This is a genomic window from Singulisphaera rosea (assembly GCF_054877945.1).
In genome coordinates, this window is sequence record NZ_JBTYIP020000009.1 from 1 (window position 1) to 15,846 (window position 15,846).

Sequence of the window (15,846 nt, forward strand, 5' to 3'; positions counted from 1 at the left end):
AGCCGGACCGGTTGAGGTAGAAGATGGCGTTGAGGACCTCACGCATGGGGACCTTGCGGGGCCGGCCGGTCGAGTTGATGGGGATGAGAGGCTCGAGGATAGCCCACTGCTCGTCGCTGAGGTCGGAAGGATAGGACTTACGCATGGGAATAATCCTCGGACAGATGTCGATCGGCCTGACTCCTTCTACAGGTGTAGGTTACGAAATTTTCGGATTACCGGATAGCCTCTAAGACGTTAGGAAACGCTAACAATGCGACCATCGGAGGTAGGCCACAAAACGGAAAATTTTCGGATGGGACGAGCCTGGACTAGAGGTGTTTCAGACGGATAAGATGCCGATCCTAATGAAGGATTGATTAGTCCAACCCGTAGTGCCGCACGGCTTCTTGCGAATCTGGTGGAAACGTCGCTTTGTTCAACGAAAGCCAAAGAATAATGACTACTCCCACAAAGCTGTCGCACGCTAATCAATGCGATCGCGGATTTACCCTCATAGAAGTTCTGGTTGTCCTATTTGTCGTCGGGGTGCTGGTGGCGCTGCTCTTGCCGGCCGTCCAAGCAGCTCGCGAGGCCGGAAGAAGGGCTCAGTGTACAAACAACCTCCGGCAAATAGGCCTCGGGCTGACGTCGTACGCGACGGCTTCCGGAGTGTATCCCAGCTCGATCGGGCTCTACTCCCCGCTTGCCCGGCTTCTGCCTTACGTTGATCAAGTGAACATTTACAATGCAATTAACTTCGATGACAAGATTTTCGAAAAAACTTTGCAACGCATAACAGTTGATACATTTTTATGCCCTTCCGATAGTTTGAGCTGGTCTAAGCCCGGCAGGTCAAACTATGGACTTAACGCTGGATTCGGAGGCTTCAGCAATGGGCCTTTCAGCTGCGACCCCCAAATATTCGGTCGCGTCGGGTTCCCTGCCGTGACAGACGGCCTCAGCAACACCGCTTTCGCCTCCGAATGGCTTTCGGGCGTAGCCTTCCCTGATCGAGCAGGACGACGGTCCGTGTACCAGACGCCCGTCGTTTTGATAAAACCGGCCGAGTTCGAAAAATTTGCCGACGAGTGCAAAAGCCTCGATCCGAAATCGGCCCAAATCAACGGAGTGTTTCTGGGCCAAACCTGGGCCAAACCAGGCTTTGGATATTCCCTGTATAACCACATTTTGTCGCCGGATGAGAACTCTTGCACGAACGGAACCCTTACGTTGCAGGGTGCATGGACCGCTGCAAGTTCTCACGGCGGGACTAACGTGGCTTTCGGGGACGGCCACGTCAAGTTCGTGAGTGAGTCGATCACGCAACCGATCTGGCGTGCCATCGGCACGATGAACGGACAAGAAATCACCGAAGGTTTGTGATCCGTTTTTTCTAATCAGATCCTGTTTCGTGGAGAACAGGACGAGAGTTCCCTTTTCGAAGGAAGTTCACACGATGACTCGTCATGCCGTCTTAGCGGCCTCGTTCAAGGCCATATTCGCCATCATGGCATTCAATTGCCTCACGACAGATGCCAATGCAGTGTCTTACATGCTGATACAGTCGCCTGCGGACGATGCTATTATCCCCTCGGCTCCCGGGAGTGTTGGTGTTTCTGGAAAGATTGTCAACGCTAGTCAATCGCGCACTGTGGAGGTAAGCACTTACATAGCGCAGGAGGACGAAAACGGTGATTGGGAACGGTTTGGGGGTATGGTCAAGAGTTGTGTTTGGGGATTTTCAGGCGGCGGTCTTTTCCTTGACGCCGTCCTTGAAGACGGTCCCTTTCACGACGTCCTGGAGCAACGGTGAACCGTTCAACGATCGCCAACTCTTTGATGCACTCTCCATCAGCTTGAACACCATCGTCAGGCAGGCGACCCGGCTCCCGCTCCCCTTCGTCTTGTCGTGCCTCAGTCGCACCATCGAGAACACGCCCTCGATCGGGTTCGTCGTCCGGATGTGCCGCCAGTGCTCCGCAGGGAAGTCGTAGAACGCCAGCAGTTCCTCCTTGTCCTTCTCCAGGCACTCCGTCGCTTTCGGGTACTTCGCACCGTACGTCTTCACGAACAGGTCCAGCGCCTTCTCTGCTTCCGCCTTGCTCTCGGCACCATAGATCTCGTGCAACGCCCCCTTCGCCTTCGGTTGCGCACCCTTGGGCAGCTTGTCGAGGATGTTCGCCATCTTATGCACCCAGCAACGCTGCTCCTTCGTCTTCTCCCAGACCTGACGCATTGCCTTCCAGAAACCCAACGCCCCGTCGCCGATCGCCAGGCTCGGCTCGACCTCCAGCCCTCGGGCCTTGCAGTCGAGCAGCAGTTCCTTCCACGACTGCTCGCTCTCCCGGTAACCGTCGGCGATCGTGATCAACTCCTTCTTCCCCTCCTCCGTCACCCCCATCGGGACCAGGATACACTGCCGGCCCCCTTCGAGCCGGATGTTGAAATGCACGCCGTCGGCCCAGACGTAGACGTACCGCTTCCCCGACAGCGACCGCTTGCTCCAGGCGGCGAACTCCTCCTCCCAGGAGGCCTTCAGCCGGGTGATCGTGCTGGCCGAGAACCCCGGGGCGTCGGGGCCGAGGATCACCTTGAGGGCCTCGGAGAAGTCGCCCGTGCTGATCCCCTTGAGATAGAGCCAGGGGAGCAACCCTTCCAGGCTCTTGGTCTTCCTCAGGTACGGCGGCAGGATGGCCGAGGTGAAGGCCTCCCTCTGGTCGACGGGCCTGCGGTCACGGACTCGGGGTTGCTGGACGTCGACGGGGCCGATCCCGGTCTGGATGATCCGCTCGGGCAGGTGGCCGTTGCGGACGACCTGGCGGCGGCCCTGGTCGTCCTTGAGATGGGCATGATCATCGATCCAAGCGGCGACCTCGGCCTCGATGGCCTGGGCCAGGAGCCGCCGTGCACCGTCCCGGAGGATGTCGGTGAAGACGTCCTGGGAGGGAGCCAGGGGCACGATGCGGATCTCGGTTGTAGACTGAATCATGGCGGGGGACTCCTCGGCCTCGTTGGCCATCGGTGTGCTTTTTAGCGATTGCATCACCAAGGATACCCCGCCGCCTTTCGATCCCCCGAACACGACTTTCGGTTATACCCCCCGCATAGAGCAGGTAGGGCATCACTTGCCCTTGGCGCACCTCTGGCTTGCGGGATACGACACAGGTATTCAGTATCGTGGTCCATCCCAGGTGCCGCCGTGGAGATGATCTCCCTGTTCGCCGATTGCCCGTGTTGCCGAGGCTAGGGGCTTGTCTCAAGCCCCGATCTGCCCGATCCTTGCCCGGCATGTCGGGGGCAGGGGTTCGTACTCACGCCCGAGGGGCAGACGATTCTGAAGTTGTGGAAGCTGGCGGATGGGTATGGCGGAAAGGAGGTTTAGGCCGACGGACCAGAAGTTCGCTAGTTCCCAAATTGCTTGGACAGGAAGGCCACGATGCGAGTGTTGATGTCGGCGAGGACCGCTGGTTCCGTTCCGGCTAACCCGTGTACCCCGCCCTGGACCGTGATGAGCTCATGTTCTATGCCCTTGCGGGCAAGTTCTCGGTCCATCAATTCCGACTGCTCGAGGGGCACGTCCGTATCCTTCGTCCCGTGGATGAGAAGAGTTGGAGGGAAGGTATTCATCACGTTGCGCAAGGGACAGAATGGATCGAGCGCCCTCGGCTCAACAGCGGGGTCGTATCCGGCCACTTCCTTGGTCCAGAGCCCCTGCTGTCGGCAAAAGAGATAGAACCGTGATCGATCGTTCTTGCCGGAATCCTCCGAGATCACTCTGCTGCCGACCGCCTTCCGTGCCGCATTCTCCGAGATCAGGGGCAGGCTACGATAGAACGGGTCGGGCCGACTATACCAGGGGCCAGCAATGTCCCCATAGCCATAGAATGAGACAAGGGTCTTGGGACGAGGCTCGACTCGGAATCCCGTCATCAAGGCGAGATATCCGCCCGCTGAGGCTCCCATCACGGCGAGCCCATCCGGCACGATGCGGAACAAATTCGGACCACGGTCACGAATCCAGCGGCAAGCATCCTGGACGTCTTCGATGATGGCTGGCAGCTTCGTCTCGGGCGCGAGACGATAATCGATGGAAACGACCACGTAACCGGCCCCGGTGAGGGCGCCGAGTAAGGCGAGGTCGTTCCTTCCTTGGGCGATGCCTCCACGATGGCCCATGATGAGCGCACCGCCGTGGATCCAGATGACCACGGGTCGCGCTACTTCACGCGAGGCGCCGTAGACATCGAGCTTGATGTGACAGCCGTCGACGACCTTGTAATCATACGTCTGGCGTGGACCAACCTCATTGGCTTCAGGTGCATGGGGCTCCATCGCCCACGAGGCCGTCCCCAATGCGGACAACCCAAGGAAAATTCTCCGGTTGAGGCGAGGTCTCACAGTTAGCCTCTTTCACGAGGTGCGAGCGATGGCGGAACTAAGAAATCACAACAGAAACACCGAAAGGAATCTGAAGCTGAACGAACATCTCAAGGGCCGAATATGAGACCTCAAACCCTGCAGTACAACTGTTAGAGCGGTAGCCACAGAACACATCTACAGTGAGAGTTTCTTTGAGTCGACGCAGATAGTCCTTGTGCGGCTTGATGTGCGACCATAGTGTCTGAATGTGGACCTCGAGTGGACGATCTCGGGGTACGGGCGCTGTGTACTTCCACATGTCGAAGTCGTGGGGACGAAATCTCCTGCTCGATCTCTCCTCTCTTCTGTAAGCGTCAGTAGGGTTCAATCCTAGAGCTTTACTGATTTCATCTAGGTCTGGAATCTGCCCAAAGATACGAAGAGTGGCGCTGAAATCAAAGTAGTGAGCTTCTTCTTCCAGCTCTGTCGTTTCATCTCCCACGTCTATCTCCGATAGATGAGTGAGTGCGCACAGGATGTCGCGACGAGACCTCATTCTGCTCGGAGTACGCGACTGATTGCCGTTAGCTTTATTGAAAGTCTACTGGGTTCCAGACCTATTTTCTAGTTTCTTTAACGATGCCAACGCGCCGTTCATCGGCCAAGTCGACACGGCCCAAGCCAAGAAGAATTCTTGCCCGGTGGGAATCTGCCCACTCCGGAGGTTAAATTGCACTTCAGTCACGGAGCCAGTTAGAACCATCCTGACGAAGAGCCTCCTTGGCTTCGTCTCGCCCCGTGCTCGAATGTCGAGGCCTCTTCTGGAGCGGAAAATGCGTTTCCTTTGCCTGATTCTTATCCGACACGCCATCCTGGTCCTGCCGATCCTCGGCGTGAGCACACACGCCCTGGCCGCGGCGAATCCGCTGGAGGGGGTCCGGCGCGTGGTCTTCCTCGGGGATAGCAACACGTACGCAGGGGGCTATGTCGAGGATGTCGAGGCCGTCTTGCGGGCTCAGAATCCCGGGCTGGCGTGCGAGTTCCTCAACCTCGGCTTGCCGAGCGAGACGGTCTCGGGCCTCTCCGAGCCGGGTCACGCGGGGGGCAAGTTCCCTCGGCCCGAGCTTCGCGAACGGCTCGGGCGGGTGCTCGAGAAGACGAAGCCGGGCCTCATCGTCGCCTGCTACGGGATGAACTGCGGGATGTATTATCCCTTCTCCGAGGAGCGGTTCGCCAAGTTCCAGGAAGGGGTCCGACACCTCCGGGACCAGGCGAAGGCCATCGGGGCCAAGATCGTGATCGTCACCCCACCGGTCTTCGACCCGGAACCGATCCGGGCCCAGACGCTCCCCGCCGGCCTCGCCGAGTACAGGCGGCCGTTCGAAGGGTATGACGACGTCCTCCGGCGCTACTCCGAGTGGTTGATCTCGCAACGGGACCAAGGCTGGGAGGTCGTGGATGCCCACGGCCCGACCTCGGCGTACCTCGCCGAGCAGAGGCGCAAGGATCCGACGTTCCGGCTCGCCGGCGACGGGGTCCACCTGAACGCCGAAGGCCACTGGCTGATCGCGCAAGCGATCTTACGGCACTGGGGCGCACTGGGTGAAGGTCCCGCCAAGGCGGCCCGGGTCGAGCAGGCCCTGGCGGAAATCCCCCATGGGGCCGAAATCCTGCCGCTCGTCCAGCGCCGACAGGGACGGCTCAAGGACGCCTGGCTGACCGAGACCGGCCACACGCGCCCGGGCATGGCCAAGGGCCTGCCCCTGGCCGAAGCCGAACGGCAGGCCTCCGAGGCCGACTCCAAGATCCGGGCGATCCTCAAGCCGTCGCCTTGAGGATCGAACCGGCCGCAGACGCCCTTCAAGCCTCATCTCAACGCGAAGCGGCCGGCGCCGCCTTGGACTTTGCGGCCGGGCGAGTCCCGATGTCCGATTCCTTAGGGTCTTGCTCGGTCACCTTGAGATCTTTGCGGAGCCTCGCCAACTCCTTCAACAGGTCCGCCTGGACCGCCGCGTACCCGGGCTCGCCATAGACGCTCTTGAGTTCTCTCGGGTCGGTCTGGAGGTCGAAGAGTTCCCAGGAATCGACGTCAGGGCCGTAGAAGCGGGCGAGCTTGTAGCGGTCGGTCACGACCCCGTAGTGGCGTGCCACGCTGTGCGGGCCGGGGAACTCATAGTAGTGGTAATAGAAGCTCTTGCGCCAGTCCTCGGGCGTCTTGCCCCGGAGGATCGGCAACAGGCTCCGCCCCTGCATCCCGGCCGGGACCGGCTGGCCCGCCGCTTCGAGGAAGGTCTCGGCGAAATCCAGGTTCGAGACCAGGTCCTTGTTGACGCGCCCGGCCTCGATCACGCCCGGCCAACGCATCAGGCAAGGCGTGCGCAGTGATTCTTCGAAGATCCAGCGCTTGTCGAACCAACCGTGCTCGCCGAGGTAGAAGCCCTGGTCGGCCGCGTAGACGACGATCGTATTCTCGGCCAGCCCTTCGTCGTCGAGGTACTTCAGCAACCGCCCGACCCCCTCGTCGACGGCCTTGATGCAGCCGAGGTAGTCGTGCATGTATCGGTTGTACTTCCAGCGGACGAGGTCGTCGCCCTTGAGGTTTGCCTTGCGGAACGCCTCGTTGCGAGGGCCGTAGTAGGCGTCCCAGGCCTTGCGCTGTTCGGCGTTGAGCTGCCCGGGGGCGGTTAGCTTGAGGTCGAAGGGGGTCATGGTCTTGGCGATGGTCATGTCCTGCTCGTGCTCGGCCTTGCCGCGGCCCGCGTAGTCGTCGAACAGGGTCTCCGGCTCGGGATAGGTCCGGTCGCCGTCGTGGCCGAGGTGCCGAAGCGCTGGGGCCCACTCGCGGTGAGGGGCCTTCTGCTGGCACATCAGGAGGAACGGCTTCGACTTGTCGCGGTTCTTGAGCCAGTCGAGCGAGAGATCCGTGATGATGTCTGTGGTGTACCCTTCGTGGGTCACCTTGCGGCCGTTGTCGATCATCGGCGGGTTGTAATAGACCCCCTGCCCCGGCAGGATGTGCCAGTAGTCGAACCCGGCGGGATCGCTCACGAGGTGCCACTTGCCGACGACCGCCGTCTGGTAGCCCGCCCCCCGAAGCTGCTTCGGGAAGGTCTCCTGCGAGCCGTCGAATCGGCTGTTTGTGTTGTTGTAGAACCCGTTGGCGTGGCTGTACTTCCCGGTCAGCACGGTCGCCCGGCTCGGCCCGCAGATCGAGTTCGGCACGAGGCAGCGGTCGAAACGGATCCCCTGCCGGGCAATCCGGTCGATGTTCGGCGTGGCGACGAGCTTGCGGGGGTCGTTATAGGCACCGATGGCCTGGTACGCATGGTCATCGGAAAAAATGAACAGGACATTTGGACGCTTCGCGATCCCCTCCGCTGCTGACACCGGCACACCCGGGCCCGTCGCCCCGAGATTCAAGGCCCAGGCAAGCGCGAGGGCCGCCGTCCATCTCGAGGTGCGGACGTCCCGCGAAAAATCCCCTATCCTGCTCATTCGACTCACTCCCTGATCGTATCCGAAAGCCCGGTTGCCCTTCATGCAGGTCGTCGAGGCCTTATCTTCATCCCATTTGCGGGGTTCTTTCCTCGCACGACCTCGAGGCAATCCTTGTTCTCATGCCGGGAACGCTTCGAGTCAAGGAGGCCCCGGCCGCCATTCGGTCTTCTCCCGTAAGCGGCAAGGCTGGCCGCGTAAATCCCTGTAAATAGAATGAGGGGACCATCGAACGTCACTGTCACGGCACGGACGATGTCGGTAAAATCCTGAGCGACGTCGTGATGATCACGCTCATCCGATGTAAAGTGGATGTCGGCCCGATTCCGCCCGGTCCGTGGGCATGGGTCATCGTTTGATACCTTCCGGGAGGGGACCGCCATGCCTGCGCTCTTCGGCTATTTCGGGCCCGAGACGACCTTGCCTCTCGCCTCCGCGGTCGCGGCCGTCGTGGGCGTCGTCCTCACGGTGGGACGGCTCGGTTACGCCACCGTCGTTCGCTGGGTTCGGCTCACCAAGTCCCGGGTCTTCGGGACCTCGAGCCGGAAGTCGCCCGAATCCGTCGGATCGCCGAAGTCGTGACGGCCTTGCCCCGAATCCCCAATCCGTCGGCGTGTTTCGGGCCCGTCAACGACCTTCGATCGTGATGAGATGAATATCAATAAAGTCATCGTCGTCGGCCTGGATGGCCTCGAGCCTTCGATCGTCGAACCGATGCTGGCGTCGGGCGAGCTGCCCAACCTGGCCTCGCTCCGCGACCGGGGCGGCCTCACGCGCGTCGCGACCACGGCCCCGGCGCAGACTCCGGTCGCCTGGTCGACGTTCGCCACGGGGGTCAATCCCGGCGGACACGGGATCTTCGACTTCCTTCGCCGCGACCCCGCGACTTACCTCCCCGACCTCGCTTTGAACCGCTACGAGCAGAAGAACGCCTTCACCCCGCCGAAGGCCGTCAACCTGCGCCGAGGGACCCCGCTTTGGGACTTCCTGTCGGCCGCGGGAGTACGCTCGTCCGTGATCCGATGCCCATGCACCTACCCGGCCGACTCGGTCCGAGGGCGGATGCTCTCGGGCATGGGAGTCCCCGACCTTCGAGGTGGCCTGGGCACGAGCACCTTCTACACCTCGCTCGACGGCGTGACCCCGGGCGAAGCCGAGCAGGTCGTCCGGGTCCAGCCCGACGCCTCCGGGACGATCAGCACCTACCTGATCGGGCCTCGAAACCCGAAAGATCGGTCGGATCTCAAGCTCGAGATCACGATCCACCCCAACCCCGACGCCGGGAAGATCCTCCTACGCTGCCCTGGTGCGTCGCCCGGCGAGCTCGAGGTCGCGTTGGGGCGTTGGAGCGAATGGCTGCGCGTCAAGTTCAAGCTCGGGATGCTCCGAACGATCCGAGGGCTTGTGCGGTTCCGCCTCGTCCGCCTCGGCAACGAGTTCGCGCTCTACGCCTCGCCGATCAACTTCGACCCCGACTCTCCCCTCTTCCCGATCAGCAGCCCCGAGGACTATGCGAGGGAGCTCTCCGACGAGTACGGGCCGTACTATACGTCGGGGATGATCGAGGACCACGCCGGCCTCAGCAATGGCCGGATCGACGAACGCGCCTTCCTCGACCAGTGCGACCAGGTCTGGGACGAACGCCAGCAGATGATGGTCCACGAGCTGGCGCGCGGCAAGGACGGGCTCACCTACTGCCTGTTCGACACGCCCGACCGCGTCCAGCACATGTTCTGGCGTTTCCTCGAGCCGGATCACCCCGCGAATCGAGGGCAGACGCCCCCTGAGGAATTCACCAAGGTCATCGCGCAACAATACCGGCGTGCGGATCGTGCCGTCGGGGCGGCGCTCGAGTTCGCCGACGACCGGACGCTCACGATCGCGCTCAGCGACCACGGCTTCGGCAGCTTCCGACGCTGCGTCGACCTCAACGCCTGGCTCCACGCCCAGGGGCTCCTCACCTTGAAGGATGGCGTGCGCCCCGGCCACGAGGCCGGCGACCTGCTCCGCCAGGTCGACTGGTCCCGCACGAAGGCGTACGCGCTCGGGCTCGGCGGGATCTACCTGAATATCAAAGGGCGAGAGGGTCAAGGGATCGTCGCCCACGACGAGGCCGAGCCCTTGAAAGAGGCGATCATCCGAGGCCTCCGAGGCCTCCAGGATCCTACCAACGGCGAGATCGCCGTGCGCGACGTCCGGACGCGTGAGTCGCTCTACAGCGGCCCCTATGTCTCGGAGTCCGCCGACTTGCTCGTCTTCTTCTCGAGGGGTTACCGGGTCTCCTGGGGCACCTCGATGGGGGGCGTCGGCGCCTCCGTGCTCGAAGACAACACCAACGCATGGGGGGGCGATCATATCGTCGACCCGTCCCTCGTGCCGGGTGTCCTGTTCATGGATCGGTCATTCCGCCAGGAAGGGGCGAGGCTCCTCGATCTCGCCCCGACGATCCTGGCGGCACTGGGTGTCCCCCCCGGCCCGGCGATGGAAGGGAGTTCTCTGCTGTCATGAAGATCCTGGTCATCGGACTCGACTGCGCCGCTCCTGAGCTCCTCTTCGGCGACGAACGCCTCGAGAACATCGGCCGACTCATGGAGATGGGCTGCTACGGCCGGCTCGAGAGCGTCATCCCCCCGATCACCGTCCCGGCCTGGATGTGCATGGCGACCAGCCAGGATCCGGGCTCGCTCGGCGTCTACGGCTTCCGGAACCGGGTCGACCACTCGTACAGCCGTCTCGGGATCGTGAACTCCCGCTCCTTCGACGCGATCGCGATCTGGGACCAGATCGCCCGCGAAGGGGGCAAGTCGGTCGTGATCGGTGTCCCACCGAGCTTCCCGCCCCGTAAGATCAACGGGATCTCCGTCGGCTGCTTCCTGACCCCCGACACCACGCGCGACGTCTTCACCCACCCCGCGAACATCAGTGAAGAGATTCGCAACCTCGTCGGCGAGTATCCCGTCGACGTCAAGGGGTTCCGGACCGACGACAAGGCCTGGCTTCGCGACCAGACCTTGGAGATGAGTCGGAAGCACTTCGAGGTCGTCCGCCACTTCCTCAAGAAGGCCGAGTGGGACTACTTCCAGTTCGTCGAGATCGGCCTCGACCGGATGCACCACGGGTTCTGGAGCCACCATGACCCCGAGCATGTCCTCCACGACCCGAACAGCCCGTTCCGCGAGACGATCCGCGACTACTACCTCGAGCTCGACCGCGAGATCGGCTCGATTCTCGAACTGCTCACGGACGACACGGTCGTCCTCGTGGTCTCCGACCATGGCGCCCGTCGGCTCGACGGCGGGTTCTGCGTCAACGAGTGGCTGATCCGCGAAGGGCTCCTCGTCCTGAACTCGTACCCCGAGAAGGTCACCCCGTTCGAGAAGCTCGACGTCGACTGGTCCCGGACGACCGCCTGGAGCGAAGGGGGCTATTACGCTCGCGTCTTCCTCAACGTCAAAGGCCGAGAGCCGAACGGGATCATCGACCCGGCCGACTACGAGCGTGTCCGGGACGAGATCAAGGCCCGGTTCGAGGCCACGACCGACCCGGACGGTAAGCTCCTCGGGACCCTGGTCTTCAAGCCCGAAGAGCTCTACAAGTCGATGAAGAACGTCGCCCCCGACCTCATCGTCCACTTCGGAGCCCTGGCCTGGCGCTCGGTCGGCGGCGTCGGCTATCCGACGATCCACGTCCTCGAGAACGACACCGGCCCCGACGACTGCAACCACGCCCAGCACGGCGCCTTTATTCTCTGCGCCTCGAACAACCCGCTCTCGGGCGAGATCGAAGGAGCACGGCTCCTCGACATCGCCCCGACGCTGCTGGAGCTGGGTGGCTACGACATTCCCCCCTCGATGCAAGGACAGTCGCTCGTCGCCGGCAAAGCCCCAGGCGGCGACGGGTCGGCAGGTGAGGGGGAAGGCGAGGACAACGGCGAGTCGATCGTCCGCGACCGGCTCCGAGGCCTCGGCTACATCGGTTGACGGCGGCCCTTCGGGGCCGTCCGAGCGAGAGAGAACACGCATGGAACGTTCGAACAACGGCCCGGCCGGGCCGCAGGGGGTCGCGCCGCCATCGACGACCGACGATTCGGGCCTCCGCACCCAGGAACCGGAGCCCAACCCGATCGTCGAGAAACCCTCGACCGCCCAGATCGTCCTCTCGACGGTCGCGCTGGCCGCCTGGTGTGCCCTGCTGGTCGGGCTCATCGAATTCGGCCTGTTCGTGGTCCGTGCGGAGACGCTTCGCGACGGATTCTATCGCAAGAGCCCGCACGTCCTCTGGATGATCCCCGCCGCGAACCTGGCGATCTTCGAGACCACCGGGCTTCTGCTCGCGATCCTCGCCTGCCGGTTCCCGAGGATCGGCCGAGTGGTCTTGAACTACGTCCTGGCGATCCTCAGCTTCCTCGGCCCGCTGTTGATGATCCCGGGGTTGAAGGGGACCGCCTGCGGCGTGCTCTCGCTCGGATTGGCCTCCTGGGTCGTCCCCTGGCTCAGGTCGCACTCCCTCGGGTTTCATACGGTCGTGGGCCGCAGCCTCCCGGCGCTCATCCTGGTCTTCCTCGGCCTGGTTGGGTTTTCGTACGGCCGAGACGTCCTGGCGGAGCACCGTGCGACCGCGGCCTTGCCGGAGCCTCGCAAGGACGCGCCCAATGTCCTGCTCGTCGTGATGGACACCGTCCGCGCCGACGCCACGAGCCTCCATCGCACCGACCGGGACACGACCCCGAACCTGTCGAAGCTCGCGGCGAAGGGGACCCGCTTCGCCTCCGCGATCGCGACCGCGCCGTGGACCTTGCCCTCGCATAGTAGCATGTTCACCGGACACCGAGCCTGGGAGCTCGGCGTGGGCGCCGAGCGGCCCCTCGACGCGAAGTTCCCGACCCTCGCCGAGGCCCTCGGTCGTCGAGGCTATCGGACGGGTGGGTTCGTCGCCAACACGGTCTTCTGCACGACCGAGTACGGCCTGAGCCGGGGTTTCTCCCACTACGAAGACTACGTCATCACCCCCCTCGAGATCCTCCGGACGTCCGCCCTCGGAGGCCTGGTCTGCCACCGACTCGGGACCCTCCTCGACCGCATCTACCCGGCAGTCGGGCTCGCCCCTCGGCATCCCCTCGAGGTGGAGCAGTACCGCAAGACCGCGTCGAAAGTGAACCGCGACGCTCTCCGCTGGATCGCCTCGGAGCGTGGTCGCCCCTTCTTCGCGTTCCTGAATTACATGGACGCCCACGACCCCTACCTGCTCCCCCCAGACGCCCGTCGACATTTCGGCGTCCAGCCGAAGACGCTCGCCGATTACCAGACTCTCCGCGGTTGGATCGCCGAAGAGCGCTGGGTCCCCAACGCCTCGCAAGTCACCCTCGCCCGAGACGCCTACGACGACTGCGTCGCCTACCTCGACGACCAACTCGGGCATCTTTTCCAGGAGCTTGAAGCGCTCGGAGCCCTCGAAAACACGGTCGTCATCGTCACCGCCGACCACGGCGAGCACTTCGGTGAGCACCAGCTCGAGGGAAAGCCGGTCTTCGGCCATCGGGCGACGCTCTATCAGCCCGAAATCCACGTCCCCCTGCTCGTCATTTCTCCCGGCAAGGTCCCGGCCGGTCGGGTCGTCCCCGGCCCGGTCTCGATGCGAGACCTGCCCGCAACCGTCCTCGACCTTCTCGGGCCCGACCCTCGGACCGCAGCGGATTTCCCCGGGACCTCGCTCGCGAGGACCTGGCGTCCGGGGAACGGCGAGTCGAACGGGACAGCCGATCCGGTGGAGTCCGAGTTCGCCTTCAACACCAAGCTCCCCCCCCTGCTCCGTTACGCCGTCCCCAGCGAAGGCCTCCGCCGGGCCCTCATCTCCGAAGGGACGGTCTATCACCGGATCGGTCAGACCCTCGAAGAGCTCTTCGACCTCGAGAAGGATCCCGGAGAAGCCCGAAACCTCGCCAAAGCCCCCGAGTTCCAGCAGCGCCTCGGCGAATCCCGCCAGGAGCTCAACCGGTTGATCCCTCCGGCGAAGGTCCAATCCGGCGCTCGTCGATAGCAACGCGGGACCTGTCTCGAAACCTGTTGTTTTTTTAAACAAATGGTTTGTGTTTGAGTTCACGTTGCTATAACACCCCTGAGGGGTCGCCGACGTCGAGAGCATCAGATACCCGTTGTTTAAGAAAACAACAGGTTTCGGGGCAGTCACCGATCGGAATTCGTTGACCTCCACATCGCCGACCCGGGCGAGTTGCATTGTCGAGTCCGGTCGACTACGTTGGGACTTGGGCCCTCTCCCCTCTCCCCGAGCGTCGCCCACGGACCGAGGCGTGAACGCCCGGGCCCCCACCGTCCTCCTCGACGATCGAGGCTCGCCCGGCGCCGGAGTTTCGCCAATGCTGGTCGGTTACGTCAGCGACGAACGCTACGTCGCGCTCCCCGGAGTCCTCCTCGAGTTCGAAGGACCCTCCGGCTCGTTCGAGACGAGCTCTCGGGCCTCCGGCTCCGTCCACATCGACCTCGAGCCTGGCCCGTACAAGGTCACACTCCAGAAGCTCGGCTTCGGCGCGAAGAGCGTTCATATCGAGGTCGGGGGACGAGAACCGCACCACTTCCGACTCCTCACGGACGGCCTCCTCGGCTATGCCTGGCCGAAGTGGGTGCGCTCGGGCGAGCGCTCCGAATTCCGCGTCCACTCCGTCGAACCGTATAAGCTCGGTCTCTGGCGCTACGGGGCCGAGCCGGAGTTCCTCAAGAACCTCGGCTGGTTCGACGAGCACGGGCCGCGCGCGACGATGCAGATCACACCCGATGGCGACTACACCCAGACCGGCGTCGCGTGGAACAAGTTCGGCTACGCCAATCCCCACCACAAACAAACCATCGAGGCCCCCGCCCGCTCCGGCCTGTACTACTTCCACGCCCGGACCGCCCGAGGGGCCAAATTCGCCTTCCCCTGGATCGTCGCCCCGTCGTCTCCGACCGCGCCGATCGCCGTGCTGGCCTCCAACATCACCTGGAACGCCTACAACAACTTCGGTGGTCGGAGCAACTACATCAACCCCGACCGGCTCCCCGACACCCCCACCGTCAACGCCCGACTCGAGCTCCGACGCTACACCGACGCCGACAGCATCACCTACGCCACCGACGACTACGCCCCGCTCTCGTTCGACCGCCCCGAGCCGATCAACAGCATCGACGAGTCGGAACGGATCACCGACCCGATCGAAGGCCGAGCGGCCTGCCACCTCGCCCCCGCCGAGTGGCGACTCCTCGGCTGGCTCGAGCGCGAAGGGATCGCGCACGACTACTACTCCGAGACCCAGCTCGACTCCGGCGTGCTCGACCTCGATTCCTACAAGGTGTTGATCATCAGCACCCATCCCGAATACTGGACGCGACGGATGTATGAACGCGTCAAGTCTTGGGTATTCGAGCGAGGAGGGCGACTCCTCTACCTCGGCGGCAACGGCCTGAACTGCGAGGTTGAGCTCGTCGAACCTTCGGCCGCGATCTACCGGAACGGCGACGCCCGCGAGCTGATCGCGAAGAAGCTGGAGAGCCGGTTCCACATGCGCGTCGAGTCCGAGGCCAACCTCCTCGGCGTCGTTTTCGACGACGCGGGCATCATGACCGCCGCACCGTTCCGCGTCGGCGACGCCTCCCACTGGGCCTTCCACGGCACGGGCCTCGGAGACGGCGACATCTTCGGGGAGAAGAGCTTGCACATGCGTTGCGAAGGGGGTGCCTCGGGGCACGAGACCGACAAGGTCTCCCCGAGCTCGCCCGCAGGGGTCGAACGCCTCGCCAAGGGGACCAACCGCGACAACGGTGGGGCCGACCTCGTCCACTTCCGGACGAAGAGCGGAGGCGCCGTGTTTTCCGCGGGGTCGATCACCTGGCCGAGCTCGATCCTCGTCGATGAGCACGTCTCCCGGATCACGCGAAACGTCATCGAACGCTTCCTGGAGGGCTGAGCCACGGACACATCCTTCCCCCCGACCTCACCGGACTCCCTCGAGCGGCCGAC

The 15,846-nt window shown here is 63.2% G+C and carries 12 protein-coding genes; 7 read left to right on the forward strand and 5 right to left on the reverse strand.

All coding sequences use genetic code 11. The features are described from left to right. The coding region (locus ACYOEI_RS16985) for a transposase (protein ID WP_462850925.1) at nt 1-145 on the reverse strand (145 nt) is incomplete at its 3' end. A gap of 293 nt (nt 146-438) precedes the next feature. Between ACYOEI_RS16985 and ACYOEI_RS16990 the strand changes: the two genes are divergently transcribed. Continuing rightward, on the forward strand, nt 439-1,365 hold the full coding sequence (locus ACYOEI_RS16990) for a DUF1559 family PulG-like putative transporter (RefSeq protein WP_462850720.1): 927 nt from the start codon (nt 439-441) through the stop codon (nt 1,363-1,365). 358 nt (nt 1,366-1,723) lie between these two features. Here the strand turns inward: ACYOEI_RS16990 and ACYOEI_RS16995 are convergent, their stop codons facing one another. The 3 genes from ACYOEI_RS16995 to ACYOEI_RS17005 all read right to left on the reverse strand — a co-directional run bounded on the left by ACYOEI_RS16995 (nt 1,724) and on the right by ACYOEI_RS17005 (nt 4,897). Continuing rightward, complete coding sequence (locus ACYOEI_RS16995) at nt 1,724-2,971, reverse strand: IS256 family transposase (protein ID WP_462850721.1); 1,248 nt, start codon at nt 2,969-2,971, stop codon at nt 1,724-1,726. Nucleotides 2,972-3,384: 413 nt separating this feature from the next. Next, nucleotides 3,385-4,344, reverse strand: a complete 960-nt coding sequence (locus ACYOEI_RS17000) for an alpha/beta hydrolase (RefSeq protein ID WP_462850722.1) — start codon at nt 4,342-4,344, stop codon at nt 3,385-3,387. A gap of 73 nt (nt 4,345-4,417) precedes the next feature. Further along, complete coding sequence (locus ACYOEI_RS17005) at nt 4,418-4,897, reverse strand: DUF4279 domain-containing protein (RefSeq protein ID WP_462850723.1); 480 nt, start codon at nt 4,895-4,897, stop codon at nt 4,418-4,420. 277 nt (nt 4,898-5,174) lie between these two features. Between ACYOEI_RS17005 and ACYOEI_RS17010 the strand changes: the two genes are divergently transcribed. Next, the gene (locus ACYOEI_RS17010) at nt 5,175-6,176 is read left to right on the forward strand and encodes an SGNH/GDSL hydrolase family protein (RefSeq protein ID WP_462850725.1); all 1,002 of its coding nucleotides are present in this window, start codon (nt 5,175-5,177) and stop codon (nt 6,174-6,176) included. 37 nt (nt 6,177-6,213) lie between these two features. Here the strand turns inward: ACYOEI_RS17010 and ACYOEI_RS17015 are convergent, their stop codons facing one another. Further along, nucleotides 6,214-7,836, reverse strand: coding sequence for a sulfatase family protein (locus ACYOEI_RS17015; protein WP_462850727.1), 1,623 nt, complete (start codon nt 7,834-7,836; stop codon nt 6,214-6,216). A 381-nt stretch (nt 7,837-8,217) separates the two neighbouring features. Between ACYOEI_RS17015 and ACYOEI_RS17020 the strand changes: the two genes are divergently transcribed. The 5 genes from ACYOEI_RS17020 (at nt 8,218) to ACYOEI_RS17040 (ending at nt 15,793) form a co-directional block, all read left to right on the forward strand. Continuing rightward, on the forward strand, nt 8,218-8,418 hold the full coding sequence (locus ACYOEI_RS17020) for a hypothetical protein (protein WP_462850728.1): 201 nt from the start codon (nt 8,218-8,220) through the stop codon (nt 8,416-8,418). A 69-nt stretch (nt 8,419-8,487) separates the two neighbouring features. Beyond that, nucleotides 8,488-10,344, forward strand: coding sequence for an alkaline phosphatase family protein (locus tag ACYOEI_RS17025; RefSeq protein ID WP_462850729.1), 1,857 nt, complete (start codon nt 8,488-8,490; stop codon nt 10,342-10,344). Beyond that, a complete protein-coding gene (locus tag ACYOEI_RS17030) occupies nt 10,341-11,816 on the forward strand; it encodes an alkaline phosphatase family protein (protein ID WP_462850730.1) in 1,476 nt (491 codons plus the stop codon). Before ACYOEI_RS17025 ends, ACYOEI_RS17030 begins: the two co-directional genes overlap by 4 nt. A gap of 40 nt (nt 11,817-11,856) precedes the next feature. Beyond that, nucleotides 11,857-13,872: a sulfatase gene (locus ACYOEI_RS17035; RefSeq protein ID WP_462850731.1), complete on the forward strand. Its 2,016-nt coding sequence runs from the start codon at nt 11,857-11,859 to the stop codon at nt 13,870-13,872. A gap of 271 nt (nt 13,873-14,143) precedes the next feature. Next, entirely contained in the window at nt 14,144-15,793 is a 1,650-nt protein-coding gene (locus ACYOEI_RS17040; protein WP_462850732.1) for a N,N-dimethylformamidase beta subunit family domain-containing protein, read from the forward strand. The last annotated feature ends 53 nt before the right edge of the window (nt 15,794-15,846 follow it).